Source organism: Streptomyces sp. NPDC001536 (assembly GCF_042894505.1).
Classification (GTDB): Bacteria; Actinomycetota; Actinomycetes; order Streptomycetales; family Streptomycetaceae; genus Streptomyces.
Genome location: NZ_JBIAVQ010000026.1, coordinates 26,401 through 43,296 on the forward strand (window position 1 = coordinate 26,401; position 16,896 = coordinate 43,296).

General features: G+C 70.2%; 14 protein-coding genes. 7 read left to right on the top strand and 7 right to left on the bottom strand.

Translation table 11 applies throughout. The annotated features are described in order from the left end of the window. Window positions 1-113: 113 nt before the first annotated feature. Together ACFY0U_RS43100 and ACFY0U_RS43105 are read right to left on the bottom strand one after the other, a co-directional pair. A complete protein-coding gene (locus ACFY0U_RS43100) occupies window positions 114-1,751 on the bottom strand; it encodes a methyltransferase (RefSeq protein ID WP_388645632.1) in 1,638 nt (545 codons plus the stop codon). A 54-nt stretch (window positions 1,752-1,805) separates the two neighbouring features. Further along, window positions 1,806-2,945, bottom strand: a complete 1,140-nt coding sequence (locus ACFY0U_RS43105; RefSeq protein ID WP_388645634.1) for a 4-hydroxybenzoate 3-monooxygenase — start codon at window positions 2,943-2,945, stop codon at window positions 1,806-1,808. Window positions 2,946-3,255: 310 nt separating this feature from the next. Between ACFY0U_RS43105 and ACFY0U_RS43110 the strand changes: the two genes are divergently transcribed. Then, the gene (locus tag ACFY0U_RS43110) at window positions 3,256-3,420 is read left to right on the top strand and encodes a hypothetical protein (RefSeq protein WP_388645635.1); all 165 of its coding nucleotides are present in this window, start codon (window positions 3,256-3,258) and stop codon (window positions 3,418-3,420) included. A gap of 77 nt (window positions 3,421-3,497) precedes the next feature. Here ACFY0U_RS43110 and ACFY0U_RS43115 read toward each other — a convergent pair whose 3' ends face one another. The 4 genes from ACFY0U_RS43115 to ligA form a co-directional block, all read right to left on the bottom strand. Then, the gene (locus ACFY0U_RS43115) at window positions 3,498-4,916 is read right to left on the bottom strand and encodes a DEAD/DEAH box helicase (protein ID WP_388645636.1); all 1,419 of its coding nucleotides are present in this window, start codon (window positions 4,914-4,916) and stop codon (window positions 3,498-3,500) included. A gap of 232 nt (window positions 4,917-5,148) precedes the next feature. After that, the gene (locus ACFY0U_RS43120) at window positions 5,149-5,544 is read right to left on the bottom strand and encodes a hypothetical protein (RefSeq protein ID WP_388645638.1); all 396 of its coding nucleotides are present in this window, start codon (window positions 5,542-5,544) and stop codon (window positions 5,149-5,151) included. A gap of 62 nt (window positions 5,545-5,606) precedes the next feature. Then, window positions 5,607-6,080 carry a hypothetical protein gene (locus ACFY0U_RS43125; RefSeq protein ID WP_388645640.1) on the bottom strand — a complete coding sequence of 158 codons (474 nt, stop codon included), beginning with the start codon at window positions 6,078-6,080 and terminating at the stop codon, window positions 5,607-5,609. A 435-nt stretch (window positions 6,081-6,515) separates the two neighbouring features. Beyond that, window positions 6,516-8,612, bottom strand: a complete 2,097-nt coding sequence (gene ligA, locus ACFY0U_RS43130) for an NAD-dependent DNA ligase LigA (RefSeq protein WP_388645641.1) — start codon at window positions 8,610-8,612, stop codon at window positions 6,516-6,518. 171 nt (window positions 8,613-8,783) lie between these two features. Between ligA and ACFY0U_RS43135 the strand changes: the two genes are divergently transcribed. From ACFY0U_RS43135 to ACFY0U_RS43145, 3 genes are all read left to right on the top strand, one after another. Beyond that, entirely contained in the window at window positions 8,784-9,344 is a 561-nt protein-coding gene (locus ACFY0U_RS43135) for a hypothetical protein (protein ID WP_388645643.1), read from the top strand. 222 nt (window positions 9,345-9,566) lie between these two features. Then, window positions 9,567-9,782: a hypothetical protein gene (locus ACFY0U_RS43140; RefSeq protein ID WP_388645644.1), complete on the top strand. Its 216-nt coding sequence runs from the start codon at window positions 9,567-9,569 to the stop codon at window positions 9,780-9,782. A 153-nt stretch (window positions 9,783-9,935) separates the two neighbouring features. Continuing rightward, window positions 9,936-10,310: a DUF6083 domain-containing protein gene (locus ACFY0U_RS43145; RefSeq protein ID WP_388645646.1), complete on the top strand. Its 375-nt coding sequence runs from the start codon at window positions 9,936-9,938 to the stop codon at window positions 10,308-10,310. Here ACFY0U_RS43145 and ACFY0U_RS43150 read toward each other — a convergent pair. After that, a complete protein-coding gene (locus tag ACFY0U_RS43150) occupies window positions 10,251-12,260 on the bottom strand; it encodes a hypothetical protein (protein ID WP_388645648.1) in 2,010 nt (669 codons plus the stop codon). The two genes, ACFY0U_RS43145 and ACFY0U_RS43150, sit on opposite strands and share 60 nt — an antisense overlap. 336 nt (window positions 12,261-12,596) lie before the next feature. Here ACFY0U_RS43150 and ACFY0U_RS43155 point away from each other — a divergent pair, with 336 nt between their 5' ends. The 3 genes from ACFY0U_RS43155 (at window position 12,597) to ACFY0U_RS43165 (ending at window position 16,694) form a co-directional block, all read left to right on the top strand. Next, window positions 12,597-13,664, top strand: coding sequence for a hypothetical protein (locus ACFY0U_RS43155; protein ID WP_388645650.1), 1,068 nt, complete (start codon window positions 12,597-12,599; stop codon window positions 13,662-13,664). A gap of 2 nt (window positions 13,665-13,666) precedes the next feature. Beyond that, window positions 13,667-14,776 (top strand): hypothetical protein, encoded by a 1,110-nt coding sequence (locus tag ACFY0U_RS43160; protein ID WP_388645651.1) that lies wholly within the window; start codon window positions 13,667-13,669, stop codon window positions 14,774-14,776. Window positions 14,777-14,981: 205 nt separating this feature from the next. Continuing rightward, entirely contained in the window at window positions 14,982-16,694 is a 1,713-nt protein-coding gene (locus tag ACFY0U_RS43165; protein ID WP_388645653.1) for a protein kinase, read from the top strand. Window positions 16,695-16,896: the final 202 nt, after the last annotated feature.

The following is a 16,896-nucleotide window of genomic DNA, read 5'->3' on the forward strand; positions in this document are numbered from 1 at the left end:
CTGTTCCACGCCGATCCCGCGCCGCCTCGCGACACCAGGCAGGACGATGGACGGCGGCCCCGGGATCCGCCTGTTACCGATCAAGGACAATTCCGGGGGAGTTCACGGACAACTCAGTTCGCGGCACCTCTGACGGCATGGATCAGCGAGCCGCCCAGGGGCAGACCATGGCGCGCCGTCACCTCGAAGCCCGCTTCCGCCAGCAGCCGTTCGTAGTGTTCCTCGGTCCGCTCCCGCCCGCCCACGTTGCACAACATATGGACGTCCCAGGCCACCGCAGGTGACGGCACCCCGTCGCCATCGGGCAACAGCCGCTCCACGACGAGCAGTTCGGTTCCCGCCCGCATCGCCTGAGCGCACCGCCGGAGAATGGTCAGGCACCGCTCGTCGTCCCAGTCGTGCAGCACCCGGGACAGCAGGTAGACATCGCCTCCCTCCGGCACCGCCTCCGTGAAGTCCCCGACGACGAAGGAACACCGCGGGTCGAGCCCTGCGGCGGCCAGTTCCTTCCGTGCCGCCTCCAGCGCCTCGGGCCGTTCCAGGAGTACGCCCTCCAGATGCCCGTGTGTCCGCAGCACGCGCGTGAGCAGGGCGCCGTTTCCGCCGCCGACGTCGACGACGCGCCGCGCACCGGAGAAGTCCACCAAGGCCGGAACCGGCGTGAACATCTCCGCGCTCGCGGCCATCGCCCGGTTGAACAGCGTGCCGAGTTCGGGCCGTTCGGCGAAGTAGGTGAAGTGGTGCTGCCCGTAGCGGTGGGCGAAGGCCTCGCGTCCGGTGCGTACGGAGTACGTCAGCCCGGCGAAGGAGTCGTAGAACGGGCCGCCGTAGAGCTGGGCCAGCGGCCGCAGGGAGAACTCGGTGTCGGTGCGCAGAGGTTGACCGAGGGCGGTCAGGTGATACGTATCTGCGGCGGACGTCAGCAGGCCCAGCGCGGCGAGGTAGCGCAGCAGTCTGCGCAGCGCGTCCGGATCGGTGCCGGTGAGGTCCGCGAGGGCGTCGGCGTCGAGCCCCGGCCGGTCGGCGAGGTGGTCGGCGATCCCCAGCTCCGCCATGGCGGCGACGGCCTGGGTGGCCCAGGCGCCGGTCATGACGCCGAGCAACGAGACCGAGGGGTCCGGCAGCGGCTCGTGGCGGCCGGGCAGCCGCAGTTCGAAGCGGCGGTGCTGCCTGGTACGGAAGTACAGGACGGTCACGTTCTCATGGCCGTTGTACCCACCACCGTCCGGCACCGCGCCGCCCCGCTCCTGGAGCAGCGTCCGCAGCCCGGCCGGTACCACCGCCCCCGGTGCTGTGACCGCGAACGCGTGGTGCACCTCGTGCTCGGCGGCGCGCTCGTCGGCGGCGACGGCCTGCCGCGGCGAGTGCGGCGGTACGGGCAGCGCGAAGATCTCCACGCTGCGCCCGTCCACGGGAACGTGCACGATCCCGACCGGCGTGTCGCCGACGAGCGCGCCGTAGCGGCGGACCAGCCGCTCGCGGACCACCACGCTCGGTGTGACCGGGCCCGGCTCGAACCCGTTGCGGCGCAGGTCGTCACCGAGCCCGTCGAGGGAAGCGGGGAAGACGAGTACGGCGGTGTGGTCGAACACGAGGTGGCGGCAGATGTCGGCCCGCTCCTCGGCCGTGAGGCCGGGCAGGAGTTCGGCGAGGACCTGCTCGGTGTCGTAGTCGCGGACATGGGCGGCCGCGCGCCCGATGCGCTCCAGGTCGGAAGCGGACAGGCAGGCCTGAGCGACAGGGAGGTTCATGAAGGGGTTTCCGATGATCGTGCGGACGGAACCGGGACAGAGGTGCCCCGGGGATCAGATGCCGGTGTAGTTCTCGGCGAAGAAGTCCTGATGTGCGCGGGAGGTGCGCAGGCTGTCCAGCCGGGCGTACTGGAGCGCCCGCCCGTAGCGGGCCTCGGCCCCCTCGTCGGCCGGGCCGTGCAGGAGCGTGCTCATCCAGTGCGAGAACTCGTGCGCCCGCCAGACACGCGGCAGACAGTCCGCGGCATACCGGGCGAGGCCGTTCTCGTCCCTTCGCGCCAACGCCGCGTGCAGCGCCTGGGCGAGCAACTCGGCCTGGAGGACGGCGAGGTTGGCGCCCTTGGCCGCCGAGGGGCTGATGAGCCCGGCGGCGTCGCCGGCCAGCCACAGCCGCCCGGCGCCGGGGGTCTCCAGCACGTCGGACCGCAGGTCGACGACAGCCTTCTCCAGGACGGCGCCCTCGTGCAGGGGACCGAACTCCGCTGTCCGCATCCGCGTCGCGAGCTCGGCCCAGATCCGTTCCTCGCTCCAGTCCGCGGAATCGGTTCCGCGCGGGCACTGGAGGTAGTACCGGGTGACGGACTCCGTACGGGCCATGTGCCCCGCGAACCCCCGCTCGTGCAGGGCGTATCCCACGGCCGCCAGGCTGGGCGGGGCCTGGACCAGCACCGCCAGCCAGGAGACTCCGTGATCCCACCGGTCCGTCCGCACACCCCGGGCGGCCAGCGCTCGGCGCCCGACACCCCGGTGCCCGTCGCAGCCGGCGACATACCGACCCGTCAGCTCCGCGCCGCCGCGCACCCGCACCCGGCCCTGCGAGATCTCCTCGGCCTCGACCTCGAACCGCAGGTCACCACCGCGCCGTAGAAACTCGGCCACCAGGTCCCGCACCAGCTCCTGCTGCGGATAGACGGTGTGCGTCTCGCCCTGCCCCAACTTCCCGTAGTCCAGGGTGAACTCCCCACGGTCGCTGCGGAACAGACACGTCCCGTGCGTCCGCCCCCGGGCCAGCACCCCGGCACCCAGCCCGTTCTCCACCAGCACCCGCACGGAGTTCGCCGCGAGAAACCCCGCCCTGGCCCGACCCTCCACGGCCGGCCGGCTGCGCCGTTCCAGGATGACGCAGTCGACCCCCCGGTCCAGCAGCAGATTGCCCAGAACCAGCCCCGCCGGGCCGGCCCCGAGAATCACCACACCGACCTGCGTTCCCCTGTGGAACCGTTTCCCCATGCCCGCCTCTGAAGTGGAGCGTTCGACAAGGGGTTTCATATCACCCGGATCTCGGGCGCAGGTACTCGAAAGTGATCAATTGCTCTGTAAGGGTGAGCGGGCGTCGAGGGTCAGGTGCCAGGTAGGTGCCGTCACTCGTTGGAGAGGGTTCGCAGCGGACATTCAGGCGGCTTGCTCGCGGGCGAGGCTTTCGGTGGACTCGGCTGAGCCGGACACCGGGAACTGATCGACTCCCGCCCGCGTCCTGGCGGTTGTGGCACAAGGGGGGAGCAGCATGGGTGAGGAGCCGACCTGGGCGGAGCTCCTACTGACCTTCGCTCTGATCGCGGCCGTCCCCATGGTCATCGGAGGGGCGTTGATCCTGTCCCTCGTCGGGCTGACGGTGTGGGCGACAGCGCCGCTGCGGCGACGCAGGCGGGCACGGGCCGCCGACCGCTAGGCAGTTGCGTGTCGGCCCGCGCCCGCGCCGCTCCACACTTCCGTACGACGCCCAGCTCGCGAGCGACCCCGCCGGCGTCAGCGGCCCCTGCGTACCCGGGCCGCCGCGCGGGCTTCCGCGGCCTTGCGGGCCTCGGCGGCTTTGCGGGACTCCTTCGCGGGGCGGCCCGTACGGTCGCCGAGGCCGCGGAAGGGGAGGTTGCCGGTGGTGGACTTCGTCCCCGTCGGCGGGCGCTTCGCACCGGTGATGGCGGTCAGCTGCGCCTCGCCGGAGCGTACTTGTGTGACCGTCGGCCGGATTCCGGCGTCGGACATCATCCGGTTCACATCGCGTCGTTGGCTGGGCGTGACCAGGGTGACCACGGTCCCGGACTCCCCGGCGCGTGCCGTTCGCCCGCCGCGGTGCAGGTAGTCCTTGGCGTCGGCCGGCGGATCGACGTTGACGACGAGGTCGAGCGTGTCGATGTGAATGCCTCGCGCGGCGACATTGGTGGCCACCAGCACGGTGATCGCGCCGTCCTTGAACTGGCCGAGGGTGTGGGTGCGCTGAGGTTGCGACTTTCCGCTGTGCAGGGCTCCGGCCCGTACGCCGCTGGCGCGGAGGTGACGGGTGAACTGGTCCACGGCGGCCTTGGTGTCCAGGAACATCAGGACCCTGCCGTCCCGCGCGGCGATCTCGGTCGCGGTCGCGTACTTGTCGGCGGGGTGGATGGTGAGCACGTGGTGTTCCATCGTGGTGACCGAGCCCGCCGCCGGGTCGACGGATGCGAGCACCGGGTCGTGGAGGTAGTCACGGACCAACTGGTCGACGTTGCGGTCGAGCGTGGCGGAGAACAGCAGCCGCTGCCCGTCGGGATGCACCTGGTCCAGGATTTCCGTGACCTGCGGCAGGAATCCCAGGTCGCACATCTGGTCCGCCTCGTCCAGCACCGTGATCCGCACCTGATTCAGGTGGCAGTCCCGGCGCGACACCAGGTCGGCGAGTCGCCCCGGCGTCGCGATGACCACTTCGGCTCCGGTCCGCAACGCGGCCTGCTGCCGGTTGATCGACAGCCCGCCGACCACCGTCGTCAGTCGCACCTTCAGGGTCTGCGCGTACGGCGTCAGCGCGTCGCTCACCTGCTGCGCGAGCTCCCGGGTCGGCACCAGGACCAGGGCGAGCGGGCGCTTGGACTCCGCTCGCAGGCCCGCGGTCCGGACGAGGAGCGCCAGCCCGAAGGCCAGCGTCTTGCCGGAGCCGGTCCGGGCCCGGCCGAGGACATCGCGGCCGGCCAGCGCGTTGGGCAGGGTGGCCGCCTGGATCGGGAAGGGTTCCGTCACCCCGAGGCCGGTCATCGCCTTCCTCAGCTCCGACGGCAGCTCGAGCGCGTCGAAGGACGCGGCCGGGGGCAGGCCGGGCGCCACCGTCTCCGGCGCCGAAAGGTCGCCCTGCGGCGCTGTCGCCCGCTGCGGTGTACCGGCGCGGGAGCGTCCAGAGGCCGACGGCTTCGCGGTCATGAGGGGAACCTTCCTGAAGTGGCGCCCCGGAACGATCCGGGGCCCGTACCCCTTGGCACGGGCCCCGGCGATGTCGAAGCGTGCCCCCATTTTACCAGCGGACGCTCAGCGGCCCGCTGGTCCTGGCGCCCGCCCTCATGGGAGGCCCCACTCCCCGAGCTGGGAACACATGTTCGAGACCGTGTTGGCGGCATTGATCGAGTCGAGGTCGAAACACGCGGTCTGGACCTGCTCAGCGCTCGCCCGAGTGCGCTCGCACGGGACGTGGCATCGGCTGGCGCCAGTCACCCAGCGTCGTGAGGAGAAACCGGCGGGCGAGAGGGCGTATCTCGTCCCACGCCGGATCTGTGGCCAGCGCCTGGGCCCAGAGGCCGGTGCGGGAGACGGTGTCGATCTCGCCGAGGCGACGGCCGACGGCCCGAAGATCGCGCAGATCCTTGGGCCGGAAGACCCCGCGCTCCACAAGTCCTTCGGAGACGCGGCAGAGGAGCTCCACCTCCTCGACGACGGACTCCGTCTCCAGCTCGCGCTCGCCCAGCCAGGCAAGCTGATCCTGGGTGTCGGCGGCGAGCAGAGTCATCAACCGCAGCGTCCAGGTGCGGAGGTGCGCGTCACCGAGATCATTCATATGTGCAGGATCGCACCCGGCTTCCGCCGCTCCTGCCCTCGCAGGCCGCATGACCTGGCGCGTCACTGATCATCGAGGGATGCCTGCCGGGCGAGGAACTCCTCGAACGCCGCCTTCTGCTTCGGATCCATGAAGCCCTGACGGACGTTACGTGCCTTCTCCTGGAGCCAGTGCGCCTCGGTGGGGTCCAGGAGCTCGGCGACGACAACGCCCTTACGGGCGACCGCCGTGCGCCCTCCTGCTCGCCGACGAAAGAGAGTGAACGCTCCGAACCTCGCCGGATGGGCCAGTTCCGGCTCCTCCGCCACAGCCTGGCCGCCCTCCCCGGCGCCACTCTTCGAGTAGGTGGTGGGTGCCCAATGCTCCCAGAGCGCCAGCGTGGCCGCGGGCACCAGCACCGCACGTTCCCCTTCTTCGCGCCCTTCCCACAGGAACGTGACAGTGACGGGCTCGTCGACCGCCTCGGCCAACCCGAGCACCCGCTCCATCTCGTCGCCGTCCGGGTAACCCACCACCACATCGATCTCAATCCCCATGGACCGGAGGCTACGTGCCACCTCTGACAACCCGGACCCGGCGCATACCCGTACGCACTCAGCACGACGAACCCGTCGTCGGCACCAGAACCACCTGCCACCGCGAGTGCGACCGCACCTGGTACGGGCCCGGCCCCGTCGCAGGTCCCCTTGCCGCTCACCAGGCGCGCCCCGGACGTGAGTTCCTCGGTGAGCGCCTCGACGGCGAAGAGTCCGCGCCGCGATGGCTGAAGAGGATCTGCCCGGGTCCGCCCTCGTAGCGGAAGACGTCGCCGTGATCCGGAGGACTCCATGCGCACGCGGATGTGCAGGGCGCCGTCAGCCGGGACGGGCGTCGCCACCCGCTCCTCGCTCCGCTCGATCAACGCCCGCCGACCTGCCGCAGGGGCGGCGGCGCGGCTGGAGATGGAGGCCGGCCGCGGCGCCAGGTGTCGGTCAGTCGAGGAAGTCGGCGATGAGCGTGGCGAATTCGTCCGGGGTGGCCAGACGGATGCCGAGGTCTTCGGCTTTGGCTCGCTTGGAGCCGGCGCCGTCTCCGGCGACGACCAGAGTGGTCTTCTTGGAGACGCTGGAGGAGGAGCGGCCTCCGGCACGTTCGATGAGTTCGTTCATCTCGTTGCGGGAGAGCTTCTCCAGCGCGCCGGTCATGGAACCGGTGACCACGACGGCCATCCCTGCCAGCGGCAACTCCGCTCCTGGAACGTCTCCGTCGGAGTCCGCGGTGTCCGTGCTGTCGCCGTCTGCCGGGGCCGGCGGGGTGGCGCCCGGTTCGGTCATGTTCACCCCGGCCGCGGCGAGTTTGTCGATGAGCGGGGAGAGTTCGGAGAGTTCGGCGACGATGGAGGGTGCCTTCTCGGTACCGATGCCGTCGACCCGCTGCATCGCCTCGGCGTCGGCGGCCCGGATGTTGTCCATGGTGGCGAAGTAGCGGGCGATACGGCGGGACATGGACCGGCCGGTGCCGCGTACCCCGAGCGCGCACAGCACCCGCGACAGCGGCTGATTCTTGGCTGCGGCCAGCGCGGCGAGGAGGTTGTCGGTGCTGGTGTCGCCCATCCGTTCCAGGGCGAGGAGTTGGTCGCGGGTGAGGGTGAACAGGTCGGCGAGGTCGGCGACCAGGCCGGCGTCGACGAGCTGGACGACTCGGGTGTGGCCGAGGCCTTCGATGTCGAGCTGGTCGCGGCCTGCGGCGTAGGACAGGGAGGCGACCAGATGGCAGTTGCGGCCGTTCTCGCAGCGCCAGCGCTGTTCGCTGGTGTCGATGGCGGAGCCGCAGCGCGGGCAGACCTCGGGGAAGACGATCGGTTGTTCGTCGCCGGTGCGCAGGTGGGCGACGGGGGCTTCGATGCGGGGGATGACGTCGCCGGCTCGGTGGACCATGACGTGGTCGCCCAGGCGCAGGTCGCGGCGGGTGATGTCGGCTGGGTTGTGCAGGGTGGCGTAGGTGATGGTGGAGCCGTCGATCTCCACCGGTTCCAGGGCGGCGCGGGGCGCGATGATGCCGGTGCGGCCCACGTTCCACTCGACTTCGAGGAGCCGGGTGACCTTCTCGACGGCGGGGAGCTTGTAGGCGATCGCCCAGCGCGGGGCGCGTGTCCCTGATCCGGCGGTCTGCTGGTCGACGGCGAGGTCGGCCTTGATGACGACCCCGTCGATCCCGAAGGGCAGCTCGGCGCGCAGGGCCGCGATCTCCTGGACCCGCGTCAGGACCTGCTCGACGGTGTCGGCGGTGCTGCCGGGCACGGCGGTCGTCGCGGGGGTGTTCACGCCCAGCCCGGCGGCCTGCGCCATCAGTTCGCTGTGCGCGCTGTCGCCGAGCTGCTCCGCCAGCGCCGGTCGGGTGTCGGGCAGGGGGAGCAGGCCGTAGCCGAAGAAGGTCATCGGCACGGTGTAGGCACGCTCCTTGGCGCGCAGAGTGCCCGCCGCGGCGTTGCGCGGATTGGCGAACGGCTGCCCGCCGTGTGCGGTACGCACCTCGTTGGCGTGCTCGAACTGGGCCGTGGTCATCAGCACCTCACCGCGCACTTCCACGGTGACCCGCTCGGACAGCTCCTCCGGGAGCCCCTCGATGGTGCCGATCGCGTGCGAGACGTCCTCGCCGGCGGTCCCGTCGCCGCGGGTGATCAGCTGTCTCAGACGGCCGTGGGTGTAGCGGGCGGCGATCGCCAGGCCGTCGAGCTTCGGCTCGACACTGAAGCGGGTGACGTCGTGGCCGATACGCCGGGCCAGCGAGGCGGTCCAGGTGGTGAACTCCTCCGGCGAGAACACGTTGTCCAGACTGAGCATCGCCACCGTGTGCGGAACATCCCCTTCCACGGCCCCGCCGGCGACCTTCCCCGACGGAGAGCCGGGCAGCACCTCATCGGGATGCTCGGCCTCCCACGCCGCGATGCCACGCACCAGCCGGTCGTAGGCGTCGTCGTCCAGGTGTGAGGTGCCGCCCTCGTAGTAGGCGGCCGCGGCCTTCACCGCATCCTCGACCGCCTGTGCGTAGGCGGCGGCATCCACGATCTGTGCAGCTGGTGTCGTCATGGTCGTCATCCTGCCTGCCACCACTGACAATGCCCTCGTGGCCGCCCGTGTCCGGGGTGCCCGCAAGTCCGGCAGCCGCGCATCCGGAGGGGGGCGACGCTGTCGATGACGGGACTTGCCGGATCGATAACCGGTGTCGGTGCCGACTGACCTGCTGCGAGACTTCCCGCCATGACCTCACCCGAGCTGAGCGAGCTGGACCATCTCCGGGAGATCGAGCGCCTCGCCCACCGCGTCAGAGTGGAGGCATCCGACGAAGGATGGCTCTCGTTCCAGGCAGACCCCGAAGAGTCGACACCGCTCCAGCGCAGCGTGAACGCGCTCGCTCGGACACTGCGCAGCTACCACTTCGAAGGCGACGGCTGTACGGAGGAGGATCGGCCCCTGGTCCGCCTCGTCGGCGCCTCGGTGCTGAAGCCCGGGGTCATGCCGGCAGGGGTGGAGGAGGGGTACGAGGAGGTGTGCGCTCGGATCGGTGTGGAGCCGAGGGCTGAGGGCTGGGCCCTGTGGAACACCTGGAGCGACGGCGGGGAACTGAAGGTGACCATGGTGGTGTCCGCCGTCGGGACGACGGAGGGGTTGCTGGAGAACTGGTCTCGGGGGAGGGCCATCGATCCGGTGTCCCCGCTGCCGTCCCAGATCGCTCTCGTCCGCCATGGCTGGATAGGGCCCATGACGTTCTCGCCTCGGGGCGTCCGTCGGACGGGCCTTGGCGGGCAGCCACTGTCTTGACCGACGATCCGCATGACGCTGTGCGCAGACTCGTGCCCGGTTGGCCAACTGGCCGTCTGCACAGTCGCCCGAGGCGTCCTGGGGCCTGATCACACACTGTTCCGGCGCCCGTACTCGCCGGACCGCCTGTTCGACTCCTTGCACCAGGCCGCGACCGCGCAGCAGGCCCATGCCACACTCAGGTGCCCTGTTCCGGAGGGCGTACCTGACTCAGGAGTGCGCATGGCTCCTCGCCTCAAGCGAATCGCCAATGCCCTGATGACCTGCATAGCCGCGACCTGGATCGGCTACCAGGCCCTTCACGGCGAGGGCGGGCTACGTATCACGTCCATCGCCTTGTTGATCGTGGGTGCGGTGACCGCCGTGGGTGTGATCCTCGACCACGTTCCCCCTCGACCGAAGCGGCGCCGGTCACGTGAGGAGCGAGAGGTCGGCTGACCGTCAAATGAGGCCAAATCGCGACCTACTGTGATCCGGTCAAGTTCGCTCACACTCGAACACATGGGGGCGATAGGGGAACGCGAACGGAACTTATGCCATGGATGCGGGGAGACGAGCCCCACCGTGTGTGATCGCGGGCGGATCGATCTCATGAACAGACTCTGCGAGGCGTGTTGGAACGTCCTCGCGAACGAGATGGCCGTGTCCGACGGAGCCACAGCCCCGCCGCAGCCCGACCCCGACCCCGAGGACGTGTCCTGGATCGAACCGCCGACTTGCCCCAAGTGCGGTGCGTCCATCCGGGTGTACCCGACCAGCTACGACCGATGGGTGAGCCTCGCCACGGTGGAGATGCCCGCCAAAGACGTCCCCGAGCCCTTCCGCTGGCGTCTGATGAGGCTCCCGGACCGGTCGTCCCGCACCCCCACCGCCGTCGTGGCTGTACGGGTCCGCGGAGTCGATCCACTACCGGGTGAACCCGTCGCACCGGCGCACCGCATGATGTGTGTGCCCGACGAGCTCTAGATGACGAACCCCAGCTCCGGGAAGCACTCTCTGACCACTGGAGCCGGCCGCACGGGCCGGCTCCCTTGTCGTGGTGCCCGCGATGCCCGCGTACGCGATGTTCGGCCGGGGCGCCGGAGACATGCCGGCCCCGAGGAAGTAGTCGACGTGGTGGGACTGCATGTAGCCCTTGAACGTCATGGCGTTGCGGTAGGCGGGGTTGTGGGCCGGCGTGTAGAGCCGGGTGCCGGTCGGCTGGTTGGTGGTGAAGATGATCAGCTCGTTGTAGGAGGCGTTGGTGTAGACGGCCTCCTCGCGCCAGTCGCCGAGGATGTCACCGACGAGGGTGGGGCCGCCCTGGGCGGCTGTGACGGCGCCGTAGTTCCAGGTGCTGACCAGGCGGGGGAGGCTGCCGGTCGTCGTCGGGTCGAGGGGGTTCCATTTCTCGATCTTGCCGTCGTTGAGGAGTTCCGTGGTGAGGTCGCCGTCCCACCACAGGCCCAGTTGGGGCCACGGCCGCAGTGAGGTGTTCGGTTCGGTGAGCTGGTTGGTGGGCGCGTTGTACAGGCCTGAGAAGGACCAGACCTCCATGCCGGGGAAGCGTGCGTCGACGTCGCCGGCCATGCCGCGTCCGACGTCGGAGGGACCGCCGTTGTGCTTCCAGATGACCGAGCCGGTCGCGGCGTCGTAGTAGTACTCCAGGAGGCCACTGGGATTGTCCTGCTGGACGCCGTAGCCCTCGAGGCCCGGTCGGCCGGGGTCCATGTCCGCGATGTGGAAGCGGTCGCCGTGGATGATGCCCTGGGGGCCCATCGAGTAGCGCAGGGAGCCGTCGCCGTTGAGGACGAACCCGATCTCGGCGACCTCGTCCGTGCCGTCGCCGTTGACGTCGATGGCGCGGGTGTTGTGTCCGTCGGGCGCGTTCTGGGTGCCGCGCAGCCACGTCCATTCGGGCCGCAGCGCACTGCCGGTGAATCTCCAGGCGGCCATCATCAGGTTGAACGCCCCGTCGTCGCGCCGGTTCTTCATGTAGGCGACCAGACTCGGCGTGGTGCCGTTGAGGTACGCCACCCCCAGACGCGCGCCCATCGGGCCGTCGCTCAGGTAAGTGGTGGGTACGGCGGCCCAGTTGCGCAGTGCTCCGGTCCGGCCGTCGAGGACGGCCATGAACTGTCGTGAGTCGTCCGCGTGCGTCCAGGTCGCTCCGTCGCCGAACCTGACGCCGTCGGCGATCTTGAGGGCGACCTCGGCTCGGCCGTCGCTGTCGAAGTCGTAGACCGTGACGCCGTCCCAGTGGCCCACGTCGATCGCGGACGACCCCGGTTCGATGTTGTCCTGGTTCTGGCTGTTCGGCCCCAGGTCGACGTCCCAGAGGAAGTCGCCGTCACCGCTGTACGCCTCGATCTTCTGGGGCGAGGTCTGCCGGTCGACCACGTAGTCGAACTCGCCGTCGCCGTCGAGGTCGCCGACCCAGACGAACTTCACCGGACCGCCGGAGCGCAGTGGCACACGGACCACGGGTTCCGTCGCATGATTGGCCGTCAGCGTGAAGGCCCCGCTGGGCGCCTGTTCCTGGCCGCCCACGACCGCGGCCACGCGGTAGCTGTTGGACCGCGTCAAGTCGGCCGTGGAGTCGGTGTAGTTGGTGCCGCCCGTGAGGACGGCGGTGTTGAGCTTGGTGTATGCGCCGCCGCCGGTGGACCGGTACACGTTGAAGCCGATGCTCGCCGGGTCCAGGCCCAACAGCCGCCAGGAGACCAGTACTTGGCTGCTGCCGGAGCGCACCGCCACGACCCCGCGCCCGAGGTTCTCCATCATGCGCGTGGCCTGGATCGTCACATCGCCTGCCGCGTCCGCGCCGGGTGAGGCGACGCTTCCCGGGGCGGCGGCCAGTGTGGCGCAGACGGCCAGGACCGCTGAGACGGTGACGGGTGCCCGGCGGGCGGCTCGCCATCGATGTGTCAAGTGCACGACGGTCTCCTTGGTTGCTCTCGATTGAGTCGGCGCGGACCTCGTTCGGTCGCGTTCGTGACCGCCTCGCCGGCGTGACCTTCGCGTCGTCGATCGTCGACGAGCTGTCCGGAGTTGAAGCGTTTACACGGTGGCGATGGAAGCAGCGTGATGCGTACGCGTCAAGACAATGGGCGGGTCCGAGTTCTTTGAGTTCAGTCCGGTCGTTGTGTCGTGATCGCCTGTACAGCTCTCTGGTGAAAACGTTTACAGACGGCTGTGATGGCTGAATGCCGCCTGTTCTCCGGCGGGTGAACGCCAATACCGTGTGCGACCTTCGGGTACTGGGGGGTCCTTGTGAACGGTCTCCGCACAGTCATCGTCTGCCTGGTGCTCGCGTGCGCCACGGTCGTGTCACCTGCCACGGCCGCGACGCCCGCCGCCGCTGCGAAACCGAGTTGGTCGGCCCTGCCGGTCCCGGCGGCCGCCCCACCGGTGACCGTGTCCGATCTCGCCGCCCGCGGGACGGGCGAGGCGTGGGCGACCGGGTACGAGCACGCCTCCGACGGACTGCGGCCGATGCTGTACCGGTGGGACGGCACGGCATGGAACCGGGACACCACCTTCCCCGGCGCGGACGAGCTGGGCTGGCTCGGCAAGGTGCGGTTCGTCGGCGAGGAGGTGTGGATCTTCCACAACCGCGCGGGCGTGGGCGAGATCCTGCGCCGGTCGGCGGGAGGATGGAGCGGAATACCGCTGCCCCAGACCCTGTGGACCTACCAGGACTTCACCGCCGTACCGGGTGCCGCATGGGTTGTCGGTGAGGACGACACCGGACTGAAGGTGTTGCACCACGACGGCTCGGGCTGGACCACACAGTCCACCCCGGACGGTGTGCTCTACCTGATGGGCATCACCGCGCGTACCGCCACCGACGCCTGGGCCTGGGCGGACACCAACACCGGGACCACCGTCCTGCGTTGGGACGGCACGGTGTGGCGGGACGCGAAGGTGCCGCTGCCGTCGAACAGCAACGTGCACACGATCCTGCTCGAACCGTCCGGCCGGGCCACGATCGGCGGCAGCCAGTACACCGACGGAGTGTCCCGCACCTACCTGATGACCTTCAACGGGCATACCTGGCGCACCACTTACCCCTCACTCGGCGACACCTACACCGAGGGCATGACACGCGGCCCGGACGGCGCCCTGTGGCTCCCGGTGCGCAGCGACCGTGCGTTCCAGTCGAAGTACGCACGGGTGGACGGCACCCGCACCACCTTCTCCTACGGCCCCGAGCGCACGAACGCCATCGACGTCAAACCGAGAGCACTGACGAGGGCCGGGTCCGCACTGCTGTCCTTCGGGACCGTTGAGATCTACGGCTCCAAACCGAACCTGATGAGCGAACGGCTGGGAGGCTGAGCATGGCACGCAGACTTCTCGTCACGGCCCTCGCCGTCGCCCTGACCCTCATCACCTTCATGACCACGGCCACGGCGGAAACCCGGTCCTGGCAACACGTTCCGGTCCCGGCCCAGATACGCCCACAGGCCGGACTCAACGAGGCCGTGGCGCTCGGACCGGAGCGGGCCTGGGTGGTCGGTACCGACGCCGTCGGCCGCGAGGCGCCGGGCTTCCCGCTGGTGCTGCGCTGGGACGGAACCGCCTGGCAGCGCCAGAGCCTGCCCGGGATCGGCTGGCAGGGAGAACTGCTGTCCGTCGCCGCCACCTCACCGGCCACCGTCTGGGCCGTCGGCCGCGACTCGGCGGGCGGCGCACGTCTGCTGCGCTACGACGGCACCGCCTGGCGCGAGAGTCGGCCGCCGCGTGGTGTCCTGCTGACCCGAGTCGTCTCCGGTGGCGGCGAGACCTGGCTGATCGGCTCACGGGACGGCGCCCAGGCACTGCTGCGCTGGGACGGCCGCGCCTGGCGGGACGTGCCGGTGCCATCGGGGGCCGTGTACGGCCTGCACATCTTGGCGGCCGACGACGTCTGGGCCGCCGGGGAGACCAACTCGGGTGCGGCGGTCTCGCACTGGGACGGGCAGGCGTGGCAACAGACGATCGTGGACGGCTTCCCGCGCTCGGCCGTGGGCAGCGTGCTCGCGGTCTCGCCGACGGAGGTGTGGGCGGGGGGTACGGCAGGGTTCGTCGGAGGGCCGGTGGGCCGGCCGATCCCGCCGCTGCTGGTCCGCTTCGACGGACAGGAGTGGAGCCACGTGACCGTGCCCACCGACTTCGGCGGCATCACGTCCCTGGCACCCACCACGTCCGGCGAACTGGGCTGGGTCTCGGTGGCCCGCTCGCAGAAGTGGGGCCCGCCGGGCAGCACTCCACCGTGGGTCCCCGGGCCGGACTTCCTCGCCTGGAACGGGCAGTCGTTCACCGAGTACAGCGAACCGGCGGTGGCCGGGGAGGGAGACTCCAGGACGCTGCGGCTGGCGCCGGTACCGGGCACGTCGACGGTGTGGTCGACAGGCCGCGCCGACGGCCCCGAGGGCACCTTCGCCCCGCGCATCCTGCGGTTCGACTGAGCCGACCAACGGGGTCCGCACGGACGGCCGTTGGGCCCGCCGGCGGCCTGTCGGGGGGATCCGGGCCCGCTCATCGGTCTGACGGGCGGGCCGTCCGATCCGCCACGCCGCCCGGTCCTGACCGCGAAGCGGCAGAAGTAACGCCCCGAATCGGACGCTCGGGGGCCGTCGAACGATGTCGGTGGGGCCAACTAAGCTCCCGCCCATGAGTGAGGCAGACGGAGGCCCCGGCAGACGAGTCGTCGACGGGCGCTTCGAGTTGGAGGCCCGCCTCGGCGGCGGCGGGATGGGCATGGTCTGGCGGGCCCGGGACCTGGTCCTGCACAGGCTGGTGGCGATCAAGGAGGTCCGCCCGCCGGACCGCGATCTCGCCGAATACGACCCCGAGGCCGCGCGGATGCTGCGCGAGCGTGTGCTGCGCGAGGCCAGGGCCCTGGCCCGGATCGACCATCCCAACGTCGTCACCATCCACCACATCGTCGACGGCGGCGAGGGCACCTACCCGTGGATCGTGATGGAACTGGTCGGAGGCGGCTCGCTCGCCGACCGGCTGGCCCAGGGGCCGATGCCCCCGGCCGAGGCGGCACGGATCGGCCGCGGCGTACTGGCCGCGCTGACCGCAGCGCACGACGCCGGAATCCAGCACCGGGACGTCAAGCCCGCCAATGTCCTGCTACGGCCGGACGGGCGCCCCGTCCTCACCGACTTCGGCATCGCCGCGATCCGCGAGACCAGCAGCCTCACCGCCACCGGCTCCATCATCGGCACACCCGACTTCATGGCACCGGAACGCATATCGGGCCATGAGGGCGGACCCGCGTCCGACCTGTGGTCGCTGGCGATGATGCTCTACAACGCGGTTGAGGGTCACCACCCGCTGCGCCGGGGCAGCACCCTGGCCACCCTCGCAGCCGTCCTCCACGAGGACGTGCCACCGCCGGTGCGGGCAGGCCTCCTCGGCGACGTCCTGATGAGCGTGCTCGTACGCGACCCGGCAGCGCGGGCCTCCGCCGCAGTCCTGGACCGAAGACTGGCCGTGATCGAGGCCGAGCCGACGACCGGCCCGACGGCCCCGCGCGACGAACCCACCTCGTACCCCCTGGCGGCACCCGCCACGCCCGCGGGCCCCTCGTACGCCGACGCCCCTGCCACTCACGCCGCATTTCCGGCGCCCACAGCCACCCCACCTGGATTCGGACCCCCGATAACGCCCCATTCGGTCACCGCTCCCACCCGAGCACCACGCCGACGCACCCCGAGCCGCCCGGTCCTGCTGAGCCTGTCGGGCACCTCGCTCGTCGGAGCCGTAGCCCTGCTGTGGTGGCTGCTGCCCCTGGACGGCGGCACCGCCGACCTGAACACGGGCGGCCCCTCCACGCCCTCGTCGTCCTCGACACCCACCTCGGCCTCGACGCCGACACCGAGCTCGGCCTCCACCGGCTCGGATTCCCAGGAGACCACGACCGGGAGCATGCTCACCCCCGCCAACATCCGCATCGCCATCAGGGAGTTGGAGAAGGAGAGCGGCCGGAAGAGGTTCGGCAGCTTCTCCGTCTACGACGACTACGTGCTGGCCCAGGTGATGGTCGACGGCAGTGACACCGCGTACGAGTCGTACGACTACCGCCCCGGTACGGGTGCGGAGAAGGGCATCATCGACGGCAAGCTGATGAGTGGCTACAAGCCTTTCGCCGCCGAAGACTTCAACTGGGACAGGATTCCCGCCCTTTTGGAGGAGGCGGAGAAGAAGCTCAACGTCAAGGATGTCGAGACCCGCTATGTGCTGGTGCGCCAACCCAACGTCTTCAACCCTTCGTTCGGACTGTCCGTCTACCTCTCGGACAAGTACAGCCGTTCCGGCTACCTGGAGACCGACACCAAGGGCAAGGTGACGGACGTGCACCCGGCGGAGGACTGACAGCTGTCGAGCATCCGCTATGCTTGATCTTGAGCTGGTCGCCAGAACTCCTGGTCTCCGGTTGTGCGTTGGTGGTCCAAGGAAAGACGCCCCGCTTCCTGCGGGGAGATGCAGGTGCAAGGCCTGCCCGGCGCTCGACAACAGTGCCCGTCCCGGATACGTCCGGGACGGGCACTGTGCGTTTCCGGCCTTCCGGCCTCCT

Coding starts and splice junctions, on each gene's coding strand:
- ACFY0U_RS43110 (WP_388645635.1), top strand. CDS start 3,256: ATGGGTGAGGAGCCGACCTGGGCGGAGCTCCTACTGACCTTCGCTCTG.
- ACFY0U_RS43140 (WP_388645644.1), top strand. CDS start 9,567: ATGGCTCCTCGCCTCAAGCGAATCGCCAATGCCCTGATGACCTGCATA.
- ACFY0U_RS43165 (WP_388645653.1), top strand. CDS start 14,982: ATGAGTGAGGCAGACGGAGGCCCCGGCAGACGAGTCGTCGACGGGCGC.
- ACFY0U_RS43145 (WP_388645646.1), top strand. CDS start 9,936: ATGAACAGACTCTGCGAGGCGTGTTGGAACGTCCTCGCGAACGAGATG.
- ligA (WP_388645641.1), bottom strand. CDS start 8,612: ATGACGACACCAGCTGCACAGATCGTGGATGCCGCCGCCTACGCACAG.
- ACFY0U_RS43135 (WP_388645643.1), top strand. CDS start 8,784: ATGACCTCACCCGAGCTGAGCGAGCTGGACCATCTCCGGGAGATCGAG.
- ACFY0U_RS43115 (WP_388645636.1), bottom strand. CDS start 4,916: ATGACCGCGAAGCCGTCGGCCTCTGGACGCTCCCGCGCCGGTACACCG.
- ACFY0U_RS43125 (WP_388645640.1), bottom strand. CDS start 6,080: ATGGGGATTGAGATCGATGTGGTGGTGGGTTACCCGGACGGCGACGAG.
- ACFY0U_RS43120 (WP_388645638.1), bottom strand. CDS start 5,544: ATGAATGATCTCGGTGACGCGCACCTCCGCACCTGGACGCTGCGGTTG.
- ACFY0U_RS43160 (WP_388645651.1), top strand. CDS start 13,667: ATGGCACGCAGACTTCTCGTCACGGCCCTCGCCGTCGCCCTGACCCTC.
- ACFY0U_RS43100 (WP_388645632.1), bottom strand. CDS start 1,751: ATGAACCTCCCTGTCGCTCAGGCCTGCCTGTCCGCTTCCGACCTGGAG.